Origin of the sequence: Streptomyces sp. NPDC004327, from assembly GCF_042873935.1 — a bacterium.
Lineage (GTDB): Bacteria > Actinomycetota > Actinomycetes > Streptomycetales > Streptomycetaceae > Streptomyces.
This window is the reverse complement of the sequence record NZ_JBIAME010000013.1, coordinates 57,862-72,602: the sequence shown is the minus strand read 5'-3', so window position 1 is coordinate 72,602 and position 14,741 is coordinate 57,862. Positions and strand designations below refer to the sequence as shown.

Sequence of the window (14,741 nt, the reverse complement as noted above, 5' to 3'; positions counted from 1 at the left end):
AGCCGGTCGAGGCCGTCGTCGTGGGCGTCGGGGCGGTGGCCGGTCCAGCACCGGAACGGGGAGGCGCCCAGGCTCAGAGGTCAGTGGCGCAGCGGACATCGGCGGTGGTGGTGGCGCGAGCGGTGCCGGTGAGCAGCGGGGTGATCTGGTCGGCGTGGGTGTCAGCTGGTCCGGAATCCGACCGCCATGGTCAGTTCGAGGACGCGGTGTGGGGATGTGAGGTCCGGAAACAGCTTCGAACTCGGGGAACGGTACGGCCAGGCGCAGCGCCGCGCCGCGCAGTGCTGTGATGGTGCCTGTGGCGGTGACTGCCCGTTTCTGCAGCCGGTCGGGGCCGTCGTCGCAGGGCGTCGGGGCGGTGGCCGGTCCAGCACCGGAACGGGGAGGCGCCCTGGCTCCAGAGGTCACGTGGCGCAGCGGACATCGGCGGCGGCGCGGGCGGTGCCGGTGAGCCTCGGGGTGATCTGGTCGGCGTGGGTGTCAGCCGGCCCGGAAGCCGACCGCCATGGTCAGTTCAAGGACGCGGTGTGGGGATGTGAGGTCCGGGAACAGCTCCCGCAGCTGTTGCATTCGGTAGCGGACCGTCTGGGGATGGACGAACAGCGAGGCTGCTACTTCGTCTCGTCTGCCTTGGTGGAGCAGCCATGCTCTGAGTGTCTCTTCCAGTTTCCGTGCGGTGGCGGCGGGCAGGGTCCGCAAGGGTGCGAGGGCTCGGGCGCGCAGGTCTGTGAATGCGTCCATGTCGGCGCTGAGGACCAGCTCGGGCAGGTGGTCTTCGACGTCGCGGATGTCGGTGGAGAGGGAGCGTGCGCGTGCGGCTCGTGCGTAGGAGGCGGAGGCGCGGGTCCATGGCCGGGGTGGGCCGACGACGGCGGTGCGGTCGGTGAGCTGTCGCAGGAGGTGTGTTCGGTCGGCGTCGGGGACGAGGAGCACGCCGGTGGCGTCTGGCAGGTCGTCGAGGACGAGGGTGTTGGGGTCGAGGGTGCGGTAGGCCGGTCGGGTCTGGGCGGCGGGCAGCAGGACGGCGGTCAGTGAAGCCGGGGGCTGCCAGCCGGCTTGTTGAGCGGAGGCCAGCAGGACGTCCGGGCTGGCGCCGGCGAGGAGGTCGCGCGCCAGGTGTTCCAGGTGTCGTTCGTGGGCTCTGCCCCGGGCGGCCAGTTCGTCGGCGTGGCCCGCGGCGCTGGCGGCGGAGAGTTCGTCGATGTAGGCGAAGGTCAGTTCGGCGAACTTGGCGACCTGGGCGGCGGGCAGTCCTGCGGGTACGGCGCCGGCTGCCAGGCATCGCCAGGCTACGCGGGCGCCGACGCGGTAGGCGCTGAGCAGGGCGTCCATCGTACGGCCGTCGCGGACTTCGCCGCGGCCCAGTTCGTAGGCTGCGTCGTCGGCGTCTCCGCCGGTGGCGTTGCCGCTGGCGAGGTCCAGGTAGTGGCCCAGGGCGGTGCGGACGGCTCGGCGGATGGTGGCGCCCATGTGGCCCGAGAGGGCGCCTGCGTAGGGAGGGACCTCGTCGATGATCGCCTGGACGACTTCGTCGGCGGTGGTCTTCAGTGCGGCCCGAAGTGCGGTGGCCGTCGTCTCGTCGAGGGCCGGTTCGCCGGCCCTTCGCATTGCATGGCTCACGTTTTTGTTTCCTGCGAACAATTCAGCCGATCGGTTTTACGTCTTGCGGTCAGGACTTTACGCCGTGAGGCGCATCAAGCTGGAGTCATGACGAGTGCAGCCCTCCGCAGCAGGGCGTGGAAACTGTTGGAGATGGTGACGACGCCGCTGCTGCCGTCGGACTATCTCGACCTGGTCAGCCCGCTGCGTGCGGGTGCTGACCTGCGGGGGCGCATCGAGGCCGTGCTGCCCGAGACGGGTGACTCCGCGACGGTCGTGATCAGGCCGGGACGGGGCTGGCGCGGCCACAGGGCGGGTCAGTACGTGCGGGTCGGGGTCGACGTCGACGGGGTGCGTCTGTGGCGTGCCTATTCCCTCACTTCGCCGGCGAACCGCCGAGATGGCCGCGTCACGATCACGGTGAAGGCGATCCCCGGCGGCAAGGTCAGCAACCACCTGGTTCGCCAGGCGAGAGCGGGCACGCTGATCCGGCTCGATCAGCCGGCCGGTGACTTCGTGCTGCCGCCGGCCAAGCCCGCCAAGGTGCTGTACCTGACGGCCGGCAGCGGCATCACTCCCGTGATGGGCATGCTGCGCGACACCGAGTTCGACGACGTCGTCCTGGTCCACTGCGCGCCCCAGCCGCACGATGTGATCTTCCGGGGCGAACTGCACCGTCTGGTCGCGGCCGGGAAGCTGCGGCTCACCGAGGTGCACACCGACACCGACGGCAGGCTCGACATCGCCCGGCTCGACGCACTCGTGCCCGACTGGGCCGAGCGCGAGACCTGGGCGTGCGGGCCCGCGGGCCTGCTCGACGCCGCCGAGGAGCACTGGAGCGAGCACGGCGTACGAGAGCGCCTGCACACCGAACGCTTCCGCCCCAGCATCGTCGTCGCGGGCGACGGCGGCGAGGTCACGTTCAGCGCCAGCGGCAAGAGGGTCGACGCGGATGGCGCCACGCCGTTGCTGGACATCGGCGAGGAGGCCGGCGTGCTCATGCCTTCGGGGTGCCGCATGGGCATCTGCTTCGGCTGCGTCACGCCGCTTCGGGCCGGCGCCGTCCGTGACCTGCGCACCGGCGCGATCACCGAGGCCGCCCCGGGCGTCCTCATCCAGACCTGCGTGTCCGCCGCGGCGGGCCCCTGCGACATCGAACGGTAGGAGCACCTTGAGCGCTATCGACCCCACCGCCCACCTGACCGCGGGGCAGATCGAGGAGCTCGGCCGCGAGCTGGACGCGATCCGCGACGAGGTGATCGCCGGCCGCGGTGCGAAGGACGCCGCCTACATCCGCAAGGTCATCTCGGCGCAGCGCACGCTCGAGCTGGTCAGCCGGGGCGTGCTGCTGTTCTCGATCTTCCCGCCCGCGTGGCTGCTCGGCACCGCCGGCCTGTCCGTGGCGAAGATCATCGACAACATGGAGATCGGCCACAACATCCTGCACGGCCAGTGGGACTGGATGCGCGACCCGAAGATCCACTCCAGCACCTGGGAATGGGATCACGTCTCGCCGGCCGACCAGTGGAAGCACTCGCACAACGAGCTGCACCACACGTACACCAACGTGATCGGCAAGGACAACGACCTCGGCTACGGCATCATGCGCGTCGACGAGGACCAAAAGTGGCACCCGTTCCACCTCGGCCAGCCGCTGTGGAACTTCCTCAACGCCTGCTTCTTCGAGTACGGCATCGCCGCCTACGACCTGGAGCTGGGTAAGAACCTGCGCGAGCGCCGCCGCAAAACCCCCGAGTTCCGCACGCGGGCCAGGGCCGTGGGCCGCAAGATCCGCAAGCAGGTACTCAAGGACTACGTGATCCACCCGCTGCTGTCGGGCCCCTCGTTCCTGCCCACGCTCGCCGCCACGTTCACCGCGAACCTGGTCCGCAACCTCTTCACCCACTCAGTGATCATGTGCGGGCACTTCCCCGAGGGCGTACAGGTCTTCGAGCGCCGGTCGATCGAAGGCGAGACACGCGGCCAGTGGTACCTGCGCCAGATGCTGGGCTCGGCGAACATCAGCGGCAGCAAGGCCATGCACTTCATGACCGGCAACCTCTCACACCAGATCGAGCACCACCTCTTCCCCGACCTGCCCAGCAACCGCTACGCCGAGGTCGCGGTGAAGGTCCGCGCGCTGTTCGAGAAGTACGAGCTGGAGTACGTCACCGGGCCGCTGCCCAAGCAGGTGTTCTCCGCATGGCGCAAAGTCTTCCGACTCTCCCTACCGAACAAGAAACCCAAGGTCGCGATACCGGACCTCGAACAGGAACTCATCGCAGCCTGACCCCCGGCATCAGTCCAGGTCTTTCGGCCGGACCCGCCCCACCACCGATCCGGCCAGCTGCCGTGGAACAGGCCTACGCCTGCCAACCGGTGCCATCCCGTCGGCGCCGCGGGGGGCCTGCCCTGGGCGCCGACGGTGCGGCCCCACCGCCGATCCAGCCGGCTGCGGTGGAACAGGTCCACGCCCGCCGACCCGTGCCTTCCCGTCGGCGCGGGGGGCCGGCCTGCCCTGGGCGCCGACGGTGCGGCCCCACCGCCGATCCAGCCAGCTGCCGTGGAACAGCTCTGCGCCTGCCGACCGGCACCTTCCCGTCGGCGCGGGGGGGGGCGGCCTGCCCTGGGCGCCGGCGGTTCGGCCCCACCGCCGATCCAGCCAGCTGCCGTGGAACAGCTCTGCGCCTGCCGACCGGTACCTTCCCGTCGGCACGGGGGGCCGGCCTGCCCTGGGCGCCGGCGGTTCGGCCCCACCGCCGATCCAGCCGGCTGCCGTGGAACAGCTCTGCGCCTGCCGACCGGTACCTTCCCGTCGGCACGGGGGGCCGGCCTGCCCTGGGCGCCGGCGGTTCGGGTCAGGATTCAAGGGCGAGCAGCACGCGTGGTGCGTGGGGCTGCGACCGAGCAGTCAGGCAGGCTTAAGCGCCTGTGCATGGCGGCGGTACCCGGCACCCTGCCGCAATGCAGCGAACGCGCGGGAGACGGCGATGCATCGCGGACGAGGGCCGCGCGCAGTCTCGCAGCCCTCGTCCGGTGCATATCCCTTTGCCTCCGGGGCACCGGCCCGGCTTCCGTCGTTAGGGTCGCCCGCTACCGGGCAGTCGGGAAGCAGGACCGGTCTGGGTGCCCCGCAGGCGGAGGCGGGGGTCAGGCCAGGTTGATGTTCTCCGCCTGGGGGCCCTTCTGGCCCTGGGTGACGTCGAACGTCACGGCCTGGCCCTCCTGGAGCTCACGAAACCCGGTGGAGTTGATCGCCGAGTAGTGAGCGAAGACGTCCGGGCCGCCGCCGTCCTGGGCGATGAAGCCGAAGCCCTTCTCCGCGTTGAACCACTTCACAATTCCCGTAGCCATGTCTCATGCCTTCCAGTCGATGAACGCCGCCCACACGGTGTGGGAGGCGGAGGTGATCGCCCTGGTTCCTGCGGCACAGCACAGCAAAAAAACCCACGCCGGAGGCATGGGCAAAGGGAAGATCCGAACCACGACAGCTAACGGGGACGGTACACGCTCACACCCACTGTCACCACAGGAAACGCCTCACGCCTCACACCCCGCCCTGTATGCACGGGATCGACCGGTGCCTGGCGGGCACGCAGGTCGCGGTACTGGCGACCCCTGATCACTGCGGGCCGCCCGGTCCGGTCGCCGTCCTGCAACCACCCTGGCTTCGAAACTCCACCACCGCACCGTCATGCGAACTGCAACTACGGGTAGCACTGCCCGGCAGTTCGTCTCTGCCGGGCCCTGCGGCCTCTCTGTCTACGCGAAAACCACACCTCGACACTGATAGATATCTACTCTGGCTGCGACAGATTTTCGCCTGTTCAGCGGCGAGATAGTCACCCTCGGCAGTGGCGGGTGCGGGAGCAGGACGGGTTGACGAGCCGCAGCCGGGGCACACGCCCCAGGCAGACAGCTGGACGTCGACGTCGACGGACACCGGGGACCAGATGGACCGCACCAGCCTCACCACAAGCCTCCGCTCGACAACATCCGCCGCCGGCGCACGCGACAGCGCCCGGGAATTTCCCGAAGGGCCCGCACCAGTCCTCGCCTCCGAGGGCGTGATCCTCGGTTTCGGAGACCATCGGCGAGTACTTCGCCGCCGAGCAGCCGCAACGGGCCGGCTTCCGGCACTCGACCGGGCGACCACACCGAGCGCCCCGTTCCCGCATCCGGCGCGAGCACCCCCGGCGCCGGATGCGGGGGCCGATCACCGATGCCAGGGTGGAGAAAGCCGACAAGAAGGGACGACGACGATGAACGGCCCCAACGACAACGGCGGCGACCCGCGGGTGGACGAGCACGCACGCGAACGGTCAGCCGAGCAGCGGAACATCACCACGCCCACCCCGCCGGACGTACGAGACAAGGCCGAGGAGGACAACGAGAAGGACAACGAGGACAGCGAGGACGGCGAGGACGACCAGGATCCGACGACGCCGTGATGGAGGGTCAGGTTCCCGAACGGTCAGGGCACCGGCATGACCCGAGCCGCCGCGATCGGAACCGTGCGGCGGGCTGCCGCCCCTCCCAGGGCAGCAAAAGGCAGCCGGGATCGGGACTGCCACACCGGACAGGTCGGCACACCGCTAGCCATAGGGCGCGTGAGCGTGTGCTCTGCCACGCACAGGCGTGGCATGGCAAGGGGTCACAAGGCGGGTGGACGTGCACACGGGTGCGCTCCCTCCGACCCGGGGGTCGGTTCTTCCACTCGCCGAACGGCTCGGACTTCTGTTTCCCGGCTCAGGTCGTTTGGTGTCGCTCGTGACGGCCCCCGGTCACCGCCTGAACCCGACGTAGCGGCCCCATGCCCGGCCCGCACCCGCGCCGCCGTCCGGCCTGTGCGCCGGTACGTGCCGGCCCGGCGGAAGAAGCCCCTCATGCCCGTGGAGCGCACCTTCGCGGACCACGTCCTGGCCCTGACTCCCGGTCGACCTTGAGCACAATCCCGGTGAGCCGGCGGGCAGTGCGCTCCGTGCGCGGGCGGGTGAAGGTGTGGCTCATCGGGTGCTCCCGGCAGTCGCGGGCTCGGTGATGGTGGTCGTGGTGGGGGTGGTGAAGATGCCGGCGAGGATCCGCTCGACGTCGGGGACGAGGACTTTGAAGCGGCCGATGGCCATGCGGGGGTCGCGGGCGAGGAACTCGCCGGCTCGCTCGGTCTTTGCGAACGGGGACAAGTCGGTGGTGACGAGGCTGACGAGGTCCTCGTTGCTGCCGTCCAGGCCGAGCCAGTTGAGGCCGCGGGCGGCGAGGGTGGGGGCTGCGGTGCGGGCGAGGAAGCGGTAGGCGAGCAGGCCGCGGGTGGTGGAGGTGCCGAGTTCGTCAACGTCGTGACACCCAAGGCCGGTACCGGCGCCGTGTTTGCGGCCGTCGTAGACGATCTCGTCGATAAGCGCTTGGCCCTCGGCGGAGGAGGTGAGCCAGTAGGCCTCGTCCAGGGGGAAGAAGGTGAAGCGGGGGTCGGTGAAGGCGGTCTCGCGGGCGATCGCGGCGATCAGGTAGAGCACGGCCCGGCCGATCAGGGCCTCCAGCGGCTGACCGCGCAGCAGTTCGGGGTTGGTGGCCGCGTCCCTGGGGGGCAGGGTCAGGCCGGTGGTGGTGATGACGACGAAGTCCGAAGAGACGGCGGACATGAGGTCGAGCGGCGGCAGGGCGGGGGCGAACACGGTCGCTGCCAGGGGTTCGTCGGCGGCGACCCGCAGCCACTCGGCCAGGGCGTCGGCACGCTGCCCGCGACCGCTGTCCTGCGCAGCCATCTCTTCGAGGGCGGTGAGCACGCCGGCCATGCACGGGGTATCCGAGGATGCGGCCTGCTTGACGGCGGTCTTCAGCAGCGCGCCGTGTTCGGTCATCGGGCCGACACCGAGCTGCACGGTCAGGTAGCTGAGCGCGTAGCGGGCGCCGACGGACGGATCGGCGAAAACGCGCAGCGGGTCGATGGACAACTCCGCGCTCGCGGCGTCGACGACCTGACAGCGTCCTTCAGCCGCCGCACGGGCGAAGCGCGCCCATTCACGGCTCTTGGTGCGGTCGATCGCGATGACCCGGCCGCCGCGGTCGACGACGCTACTGGAGATGAGCTTGAGCAGGGTGGACTTGCCGCCACCGAGATCACCGGCGAAGCCGAGGGAGGCGGAGGCGTTCTTCGCGGGGGCTTCGGCGATGTCGAGCAGGACCGGGCTGGCCGTGCCAATGTCCTGGGAGAAGCCGACCATCGCCCCGGTCGGGTCACCGAACGACTGGCCTGCCAAGGCGCCGTGCATGGCCCAGTCCTCCCCCAGCTGGTGCTGGACGTACTGGCGGGTGGCCGGCGGCGTCGTGGCGGCGGGAAGGCCCAGGGTGAACAGCTCCTCCTGGCCTCCGACCGGGCGGACCAGACGGTAGTTCGCGCCACGCAGGCGCGCCTGAAGGGCGCTGGCGCGCTGGTCGCACTCGGCCGGGCTGCTCCCCCACACGGTCATCACCGCCACCGTCTGGACCTCGACCTCGACGCTGGTGCGCGAGGCCCGTGCGGAGAGGTCGCCGAGATCGTCGGCGGCGTCATGCATGGCCTCGGGCAGACCCGTGGCCCGGCGGGCGGCATACTGCTCCGCCTGGTCCACCAGATCCCGCTTCTTGCGGGTGACCGCCGCCACGACCTTCTCCGCCGACACGAGGGTCATGTCGACGACCCAGTCCACCCCGAACGGGAGGAGGCGTACGTGGCCGAGGTCGGCGTGCGACGGAGACCGCAGCGTCCCGTGCTCCAGGCGGCTGCCACGAAGGGCGCAGTGCTCGGCCTCACCGAGGAGTTCACCGTCCAGGCCGCGGGCCACGGCGTGCTGGTGCATCCACACAATCTCCGCCGGCCGCGCCCGCCGCAACTGAACCGCACCGCCGAGCTCCGCCTCCAGGCGCGCGGCCTGCTCCTGGAACACGTCGACCTCGCGGGCCGCAACCGGCGCCGGGGCCACGCCCAGCACGCCCGACAGCTCCGACCACACGGAGGCGATACCGGCGGACCACTGCGCCCGCGCACCATCAGCCGCGAGCGGCACCGCGAGCCACAGCGTGCGGCGGTGCATCTCCACCGGCTCGTCCAACTCCTCACCCGCAAGGAGGCGCAGCTGGGCGTCGGCGACCTCGGCCCACGCCGCATGCCGGTGGTAGTCGACCCCTTCCACGGTCTGAGCGACCACCTCCGCCGGATCGACCCGGGCGCACAGGCCGTACAGCCGCGCGCTGCCGGGCAGGGAGCGCACCAGGCTCGCGATACGGGCGTGGAGGTCGTCGCGGGTGCGGTCGCTCATGTAGCGCGATCCGGTAGGCGTGAGCCACCAGATGGCCCACACGGTGCCGCTGGTGGACCACACGAGGTGGTCAACGATGTGACGGATCTGCACCTTCATCGTGCGCTCTCCTCTCGGACTCGGGTGTGAAGGAGTTGCTGCAGCGGTGTCGGGACCGGGCCCCGCGCAGTCACAGGGCGGGAGGACTGCTTCGTCGCCTGGGCAGGCAGCGGGGTTGTGCAGCGCGACGAGCGCCTCGGGTGCGGGGCCATATGCGGGCCCGTGCGCTCGATGAGGAAGGAGCCGGTGAGCGAGTGGGCGGCGGCGGGGCGGGCGGTGTGTCCGCCGATCCGGCCCGAGGCCGGCTGCAAGGCCCTCTGAAGGAGGCCGTAGGCCACCCAGAGCGGGGCGCGGCCGCCGATCCGGCTGGCGCGGGCCGCCCACACCGTGAAGCCGAGGGCCATGACCGGGACGGGGCCGAGGAGCGGGGCCCACCAGAAGAAGGTCTTGATCAGCAGGAAGACGCCGGCGCCGAGGATGATGAGCTGGGGGGCGTTGTACGGGCCGAGCCACAGCACGAAGTCGCCGATCTTGCCCAGCACCCAGGGGAACGTGCGCGCGAGGGTGTAGCTGCGGCCCGTACGGATCGCTGCCGTGTTCACGCGATCCGCCGTGCGGTGTCGCCGCTGGGGTGGGGGGTGGTGTGGGCGGGGGCGGACTGCAGGTCGACGATCTCCTGCTTGAAGGCATCGGCCAGCTCGGTGCGGGCGTTGTAGATACCCAGGCAGATCGCCAGGCCGAGCAGCGCGCCGATCCCGGCCTTCAGACTCATCTTCTTGACAACCGTGATGAGCACGGCGCCGAGGATGAACAGCTTGAGGGCCTTGTCGGCCCAGCTCTCACCCAGGGAGAACAGGCCATTGCCGATGTTCTCAAACGCGCCGGCCAGCACGAGGGACGCGGTGGTGTGCATGAGGAAGTACTCCTTCAGGAGGTGGTCCTGGGCACGGTGAGGCCGGATTCCACAGCGGCGATCTCCCAACGGCCCGCACGGGCAGTCAGCGCCAGCGCGTACGACAGCGGCCACCGGCGACCAGCCGCATCCCTCGCCACCACCTCAGCGCACACGTGAACCGCCACACCATCAGCACCCGGCACCTGCCCGGACCCGGAACGGTCGGCAAAGATCTGCTCGACCTCGACCGCCCGGTAGCCGGCCGCCGACACCGAAGACAGCACAACGCCCGGCGCGAGATACCGCTCGGCGCCGCCACTGGTGCCGAGGTAGGCGGCCAGGAAGCCGGTCACACTGTCAGCAAGCGGCCCCGCCTCCACCCGCGCGCCATACGACGAGTCGGGCAGTTGTCCCGCGGTGGGGCCGGTAACCTCGCTCGGTGCGCCGGCCGTGAACGTCCACGCGCCACCACCCTGGGGATGGTCGGTGAGCGCGACGGGAACAGCGAAGTACCGCACACCCGCACCCGTCTCGCCGTACTCCTCCCCCACAGTGTTGTCCGGCATTTCGGCAGCGACCGTTACCGACCAGACACCGTCGCCCACACGGACCGTGCGTACGGCGGCCAGCGCCTCAACAACCGGCGGCCGCTTCCCCCACACCGGCACACGCACCGACGGCGCCATCGCCTTGAGCGCCCGGGCGGCCAGGCCCTGCTCGCTGGTACCGCTGCGCAGCCACAAACCGAGGAACAACTCGCCAAACCCGGCCACGCCCGGATCAGCCAGACGCTCCGGTACAGCAGGCCGGGCCGCGGAAACCGGCGCGGCAGGAGCTACCGGGGCCGGCCACGAACAGCTACCGAACAGGGCAACCGGGCCGGCGGCGAGCGCCACCCACACACCGGTCCTCACCAGGGCGGCGCGCCGTGGGCGCAGGGAACACGACGAGACCGCGGTGTCAAAGGAACGGGTACCCCGCCTGACACGGCGAAGCGGAGGGAAGGCCATGAAGGCTCCATCGAAAGCTCGGGAACATGGACAATCCCGACCCTCGACAAGCCACTCACCACACCACTAACCACCCGAACCCACCAGCCATCACAGCACCACAACACCTCCCGGTAAGCCCGCTGGTGAGCACACGACCGACATGACAGCCACTCACCACGACACCAGACCCAACCCACCCACCGGGTTGCCGGCTGCGCCCGCACCCCCACAACCACCCCCTCAAGGCGGATAGACAGGGGGACGCTCACGGAGACCGCCCCGCCCGCCACCCGGGCCTCACCGCAACACACCACAGCCGCCGGCCTGCGCAGCCCCTGCCGCTGCCGCGCGGGGACACATCCACCCGCCTCCCCGATCAGCCGCACCAGCACCCGACCCGTCACTCACCACACCACCGACCACCCGTACACACCAGACAGCACCGCCGCGCGGCCCGTGGCCACAACTCCTCTCGGTAAACCCGGTGGTAAGCCCAGTGGTAAGCACGGTGGTAAGCACGCGGACAACAGCTGAGGTCCCCCACCACGACGACAAAAGTCACCCGCGACAAAGGGGCAGCAGCCGCCGGCCTGCGCAGACCCTGCCGCTGCCGCGCGGAACACACCCACCCGCGTCCCCAATCAGCCGCACCCACGCTCGACCGCCACTCACCACACCACCGCCCGCCCGCCCGTACACACCAGACAGCACCGCCGCGCGGCCCGTGGCCACAACTCCTCTCGGAAAACCCGGTGGTAAGCCCAGTGGTAAGCACGGTGGTAAGCACGGTGGTAAGTACGCGGACAACAGCTGAGGTCCCCCACCCCGACGACAAAGGTCACCCGCGACAGAGGGGCAGAGCCCCACGAGCTCTTGGCGTGCGGTGGACTCAATGAACGAGCGCCCTTCGCAGGATGGCGGTCAGAAGCTCCAGCTGTAGAGGCCACCACCCGTGTTCACCCGGCCCACCGTGCGTCGGCACCTCGGCGACCGCCATGCGGTCGTGCACGTGCTGCCGGCGCAGACGCCACCCGGTAGATAGCCAGTCAGCTCGTGCAGGCGCACCCGGAGGGCGCCTCGGCCGGGGTCTGGGAGGAGTCGAGGGCCTGCTCCTGGGGAGTGCAGCACGCGGTGGTGCCGCAGCAGGCGTCCGGGGCGCCTTCGGCGCTCTTGCCCAGGGTGTCGGCGTCGGCCTTGACGACGTACACCTCCCACGGTTCCTTGCCCGGTCCGGTCACCCACACCTTGTCCTGTAGCGCGTAGCAGCAGGCGGTGTCGTTCTCCTCGAACGTGGCCAGGCCTGAGTCCTTCAGCCGGGTCGTGGCGGCGGTGACGTCCTCGGTGCTGGCGACCTCGACGCCGAGGTGGTCCAGGCGGGTCTCCTCGCCGGCCTCGCCCTCGATGAGGACGAGCTTGAGCGGAGGCTCGGCGACGGCGAAGTTGGCGTAGCCGTCGCGACGCTTGGCCGGCTCTGCGCCGAAGAGCTTGGAATAGAAGGCGATCGAGGCTTCGAGGTCGGCGACGCGCAGGGCGAGCTGAACACGGGACATGGCGGTCCCCCAACGACTTGTTTCGACGTCTGTCGATACAGCCGACCTTGCCACCGGGATCGACAGCTGTCAATATTGAGGAATGTCGAAACAAGCTGGTCTGCCGGTGCTCGGACAGGACGACGACGCGGCGGCGTGCTGCGCGCCGATGGTCCGCGAGCCGCTCGGCGAGGAGGCCGCGGCAGAGCTGTCGCGGATGTTCAAGGCCCTGTCGGACCCGATCCGGCTGCGGCTGCTGTCGCTGATCGCCTCCCACGAGGGCGGCGAGGCGTGCGTGTGCGACCTCACCGGTCCCTTCGACGTGTCCCAGCCGACGATCTCCCACCACCTGAAGGTGCTGCGCGAGGCCGGGCTGGTCGGCTCCGAGCGGCGCGGCACCTGGGTGTACTACTGGGTGCTCCCGGAGGCCCTGGCGAAGCTGTCCGCCCTGCTGGAGATCCCCGCCACGTCCGCGAAGGCCTCGGCGTGAGCGCGCCCGCACCGCTGATACGACGGGTGGCCGTCGAGGGGCTGGGGACAGCCGCGCTGGTCGCCGTGGTGGTCGGATCCGGGATCCAGGCCACCGAACTGACCCACGACGCCGGGACGCAGCTGCTGGCCAACTCGCTCGCCACGGTCTTCGGCCTGGGCGTGCTCATCGCGTTCCTGGGGCCGGTGTCCGGGGCGCACTTCAACCCCGCGGTCACCCTGGCCGCCTGGTTCACCGGCCGCCGCACCGGCGACGGCCCTGGCCTGCGCGACGTCGCCGCGTACCTGCCCGCGCAGATCGCCGGGGCGATCGGCGGTGCGGTGCTGGCCGACGCCATGTTCAGCAAGCCGCTGGTCGCCTTCTCCACGCACGAGCGGTGGGCCGGGCATCTGTGGCTGGCGGAGGTCGTGGCCACCGCCGGACTGGTCTGGCTCGTCTTCGGCCTCGCCCGCGCCGGCCGCGCGCACCTCGCGCCGCTGCTGGTCGCCTCCTACATCGGCGCCGCGTACTGGTTCACCTCCTCCACCTCCTTCGCCAACCCCGCCGTCACGATCGGCCGGGCGTTCACCGACACCTTCGCTGGCATCGCCCCCACCTCCGTGCTGCCCTTCCTCGCCGCCCAGCTGATCGGCGCCGCCGCCGGTCTCTGCCTGGTCGTCGTCTGCTTCGGCCGCCCGGCCGCCGCGGGTATAGACGAGGTGGTCGTCCCCCATGCCGGGCAGCAGCCCACCGCCCGTTCCACCGAAGAAAGCGCCCTGGCCTGATGAGCACCTCCACCGCACCGTCCGTGCTGTTCGTCTGCGTGCACAACGCCGGCCGCTCCCAGATGGCCGCCGCCTTCCTCACCCGCCTTGGCGGTAGCCGCGTCCACGTCCGCTCGGCCGGCTCCGCCCCCGCCGACACGGTGAACCCCGCCGTCGTGGAGGCCTTGGCCGAGGTCGGGATCGACATCTCGGCCGAGACGCCGAAGGTCCTCACCACCGAGGCGGTGCAGTCCTCGGACCTGGTGATCACCATGGGCTGCGGCGACGCCTGCCCCTACTTCCCCGGCAAGCGGTACCTGGACTGGCAGCTGGAGGATCCGGCCGGGCAGGGCGTCGCGGCCGTCCGGCCGATCCGCGACGAGATCGAGCAGCGCGTCCGCGGCCTGCTCGCCGAACTCGGCATCGAGCCTGCGGCATGACGGCCACCGGCACCGGCACCGGCACCGGCGTGCGCATCGCGCCCCTACGTCCGGAGCACGCCGGGCAGGTTCTGGCGATCTACCAGTTGGGCATCGACGAGGGTAACGCCACCTTCGAGACCACCGCCCCGACCTGGGAGGGCTTCGACAGCGCCAAGCTGCCCGACCACCGCCTGGTCGCGCTCGGCGACGGCCGGGTGCTGGGCTGGGTTGCCGTGGTGCCGGTCTCTGACCGGTGCGCGTACGCCGGCGTCGTCGAGCACTCCGTCTATGTCCACCCCGAGGCCCGCGGCCGCGGTACCGGCCTGGCGCTGATGAACGCTCTGATCGCCTCCACCGAGGCTGCGGGCATCTGGACGATCCAGTCCGGTGTCTTCCCCGAGAACACCACCAGCCTCGCCATGCATCAGCGGGCCGGCTTCCGAGTGATCGGGACCCGCGAGCGCATCGGTCAGCACCATGGCCAGTGGCGCGACGTGGTCCTGATCGAACGCCGCAGCCCAGTTATCGCCTGAGCGGCACGGCGGGCTACTTGTTCTGTCCCGGGAGGTTGCGGACGGGTGAGCCAGGTCCCGGCTGAGGGAGCTTGAAGGGGTGTGACCCAGATACGCCGGAAACCCGCCAGAACTTGATCTTGTCCCTGCTGAGCGCCTGCCGTCGGGGATCTCGGCGACGGCGGTCGGCCATGCCCTCGACATCTCAGTCTCCAAGATCCCCCG

14 protein-coding genes are annotated in these 14,741 nt (G+C 70.5%); 7 read left to right on the top strand and 7 right to left on the bottom strand.

Annotation, left to right across the window (positions count from 1 at the left end; all coding sequences use genetic code 11):
- Positions 1-480: 480 nt before the first annotated feature.
- Complete coding sequence (locus tag ACFYU9_RS35300; protein ID WP_389347665.1) at positions 481-1,620, bottom strand: helix-turn-helix domain-containing protein; 1,140 nt, start codon at positions 1,618-1,620, stop codon at positions 481-483.
- A 132-nt stretch (positions 1,621-1,752) separates the two neighbouring features.
- Between ACFYU9_RS35300 and ACFYU9_RS35295 the strand changes: the two genes are divergently transcribed.
- Both ACFYU9_RS35295 and ACFYU9_RS35290 read left to right on the top strand, forming a co-directional pair.
- Positions 1,753-2,763 (top strand): ferredoxin reductase, encoded by a 1,011-nt coding sequence (locus tag ACFYU9_RS35295; RefSeq protein WP_389347786.1) that lies wholly within the window; start codon positions 1,753-1,755, stop codon positions 2,761-2,763.
- A gap of 7 nt (positions 2,764-2,770) precedes the next feature.
- Positions 2,771-3,889 (top strand): fatty acid desaturase family protein, encoded by a 1,119-nt coding sequence (locus tag ACFYU9_RS35290; protein ID WP_389347663.1) that lies wholly within the window; start codon positions 2,771-2,773, stop codon positions 3,887-3,889.
- Between the two features lie 860 nt (positions 3,890-4,749).
- On the opposite strand, the gene ACFYU9_RS35285 is transcribed toward ACFYU9_RS35290, so the two are convergent.
- Positions 4,750-4,953, bottom strand: a complete 204-nt coding sequence (locus tag ACFYU9_RS35285; protein ID WP_389347661.1) for a cold-shock protein — start codon at positions 4,951-4,953, stop codon at positions 4,750-4,752.
- A gap of 908 nt (positions 4,954-5,861) precedes the next feature.
- Between ACFYU9_RS35285 and ACFYU9_RS35280 the strand changes: the two genes are divergently transcribed.
- Positions 5,862-6,050: a hypothetical protein gene (locus ACFYU9_RS35280; protein WP_389347658.1), complete on the top strand. Its 189-nt coding sequence runs from the start codon at positions 5,862-5,864 to the stop codon at positions 6,048-6,050.
- A 555-nt stretch (positions 6,051-6,605) separates the two neighbouring features.
- On the opposite strand, the gene ACFYU9_RS35275 is transcribed toward ACFYU9_RS35280, so the two are convergent.
- The 5 genes from ACFYU9_RS35275 to ACFYU9_RS35255 all read right to left on the bottom strand — a co-directional run bounded on the left by ACFYU9_RS35275 (position 6,606) and on the right by ACFYU9_RS35255 (position 12,370).
- Positions 6,606-8,993, bottom strand: a complete 2,388-nt coding sequence (locus ACFYU9_RS35275; RefSeq protein ID WP_389347655.1) for an ATP-binding protein — start codon at positions 8,991-8,993, stop codon at positions 6,606-6,608.
- Entirely contained in the window at positions 8,990-9,535 is a 546-nt protein-coding gene (locus ACFYU9_RS35270) for a hypothetical protein (protein ID WP_389347653.1), read from the bottom strand. The genes ACFYU9_RS35275 and ACFYU9_RS35270 overlap by 4 nt, the downstream gene beginning before the upstream one ends.
- Complete coding sequence (locus tag ACFYU9_RS35265) at positions 9,532-9,846, bottom strand: hypothetical protein (protein WP_389347650.1); 315 nt, start codon at positions 9,844-9,846, stop codon at positions 9,532-9,534. Before ACFYU9_RS35265 ends, ACFYU9_RS35270 begins: the two co-directional genes overlap by 4 nt.
- 14 nt (positions 9,847-9,860) lie before the next feature.
- Complete coding sequence (locus ACFYU9_RS35260) at positions 9,861-10,724, bottom strand: conjugal transfer protein (RefSeq protein WP_389347648.1); 864 nt, start codon at positions 10,722-10,724, stop codon at positions 9,861-9,863.
- A 1,142-nt stretch (positions 10,725-11,866) separates the two neighbouring features.
- A complete protein-coding gene (locus ACFYU9_RS35255; protein WP_389347646.1) occupies positions 11,867-12,370 on the bottom strand; it encodes an ArsI/CadI family heavy metal resistance metalloenzyme in 504 nt (167 codons plus the stop codon).
- An 82-nt stretch (positions 12,371-12,452) separates the two neighbouring features.
- On the opposite strand from ACFYU9_RS35255, the gene ACFYU9_RS35250 reads away from it, so the two are divergent.
- Genes ACFYU9_RS35250 through ACFYU9_RS35235 form a run of 4 tightly spaced genes read left to right on the top strand, consistent with a single transcriptional unit; the run spans position 12,453 to position 14,537 of the window.
- Complete coding sequence (locus tag ACFYU9_RS35250) at positions 12,453-12,839, top strand: ArsR/SmtB family transcription factor (RefSeq protein ID WP_389212229.1); 387 nt, start codon at positions 12,453-12,455, stop codon at positions 12,837-12,839.
- Positions 12,836-13,603 (top strand): aquaporin, encoded by a 768-nt coding sequence (locus tag ACFYU9_RS35245; protein WP_389212227.1) that lies wholly within the window; start codon positions 12,836-12,838, stop codon positions 13,601-13,603. The genes ACFYU9_RS35250 and ACFYU9_RS35245 overlap by 4 nt, the downstream gene beginning before the upstream one ends.
- Positions 13,603-14,022 carry an arsenate reductase ArsC gene (locus ACFYU9_RS35240; RefSeq protein ID WP_389212225.1) on the top strand — a complete coding sequence of 140 codons (420 nt, stop codon included), beginning with the start codon at positions 13,603-13,605 and terminating at the stop codon, positions 14,020-14,022. The genes ACFYU9_RS35245 and ACFYU9_RS35240 overlap by 1 nt, the downstream gene beginning before the upstream one ends.
- A complete protein-coding gene (locus tag ACFYU9_RS35235; protein ID WP_389212223.1) occupies positions 14,019-14,537 on the top strand; it encodes a GNAT family N-acetyltransferase in 519 nt (172 codons plus the stop codon). The genes ACFYU9_RS35240 and ACFYU9_RS35235 overlap by 4 nt, the downstream gene beginning before the upstream one ends.
- Positions 14,538-14,741: the final 204 nt, after the last annotated feature.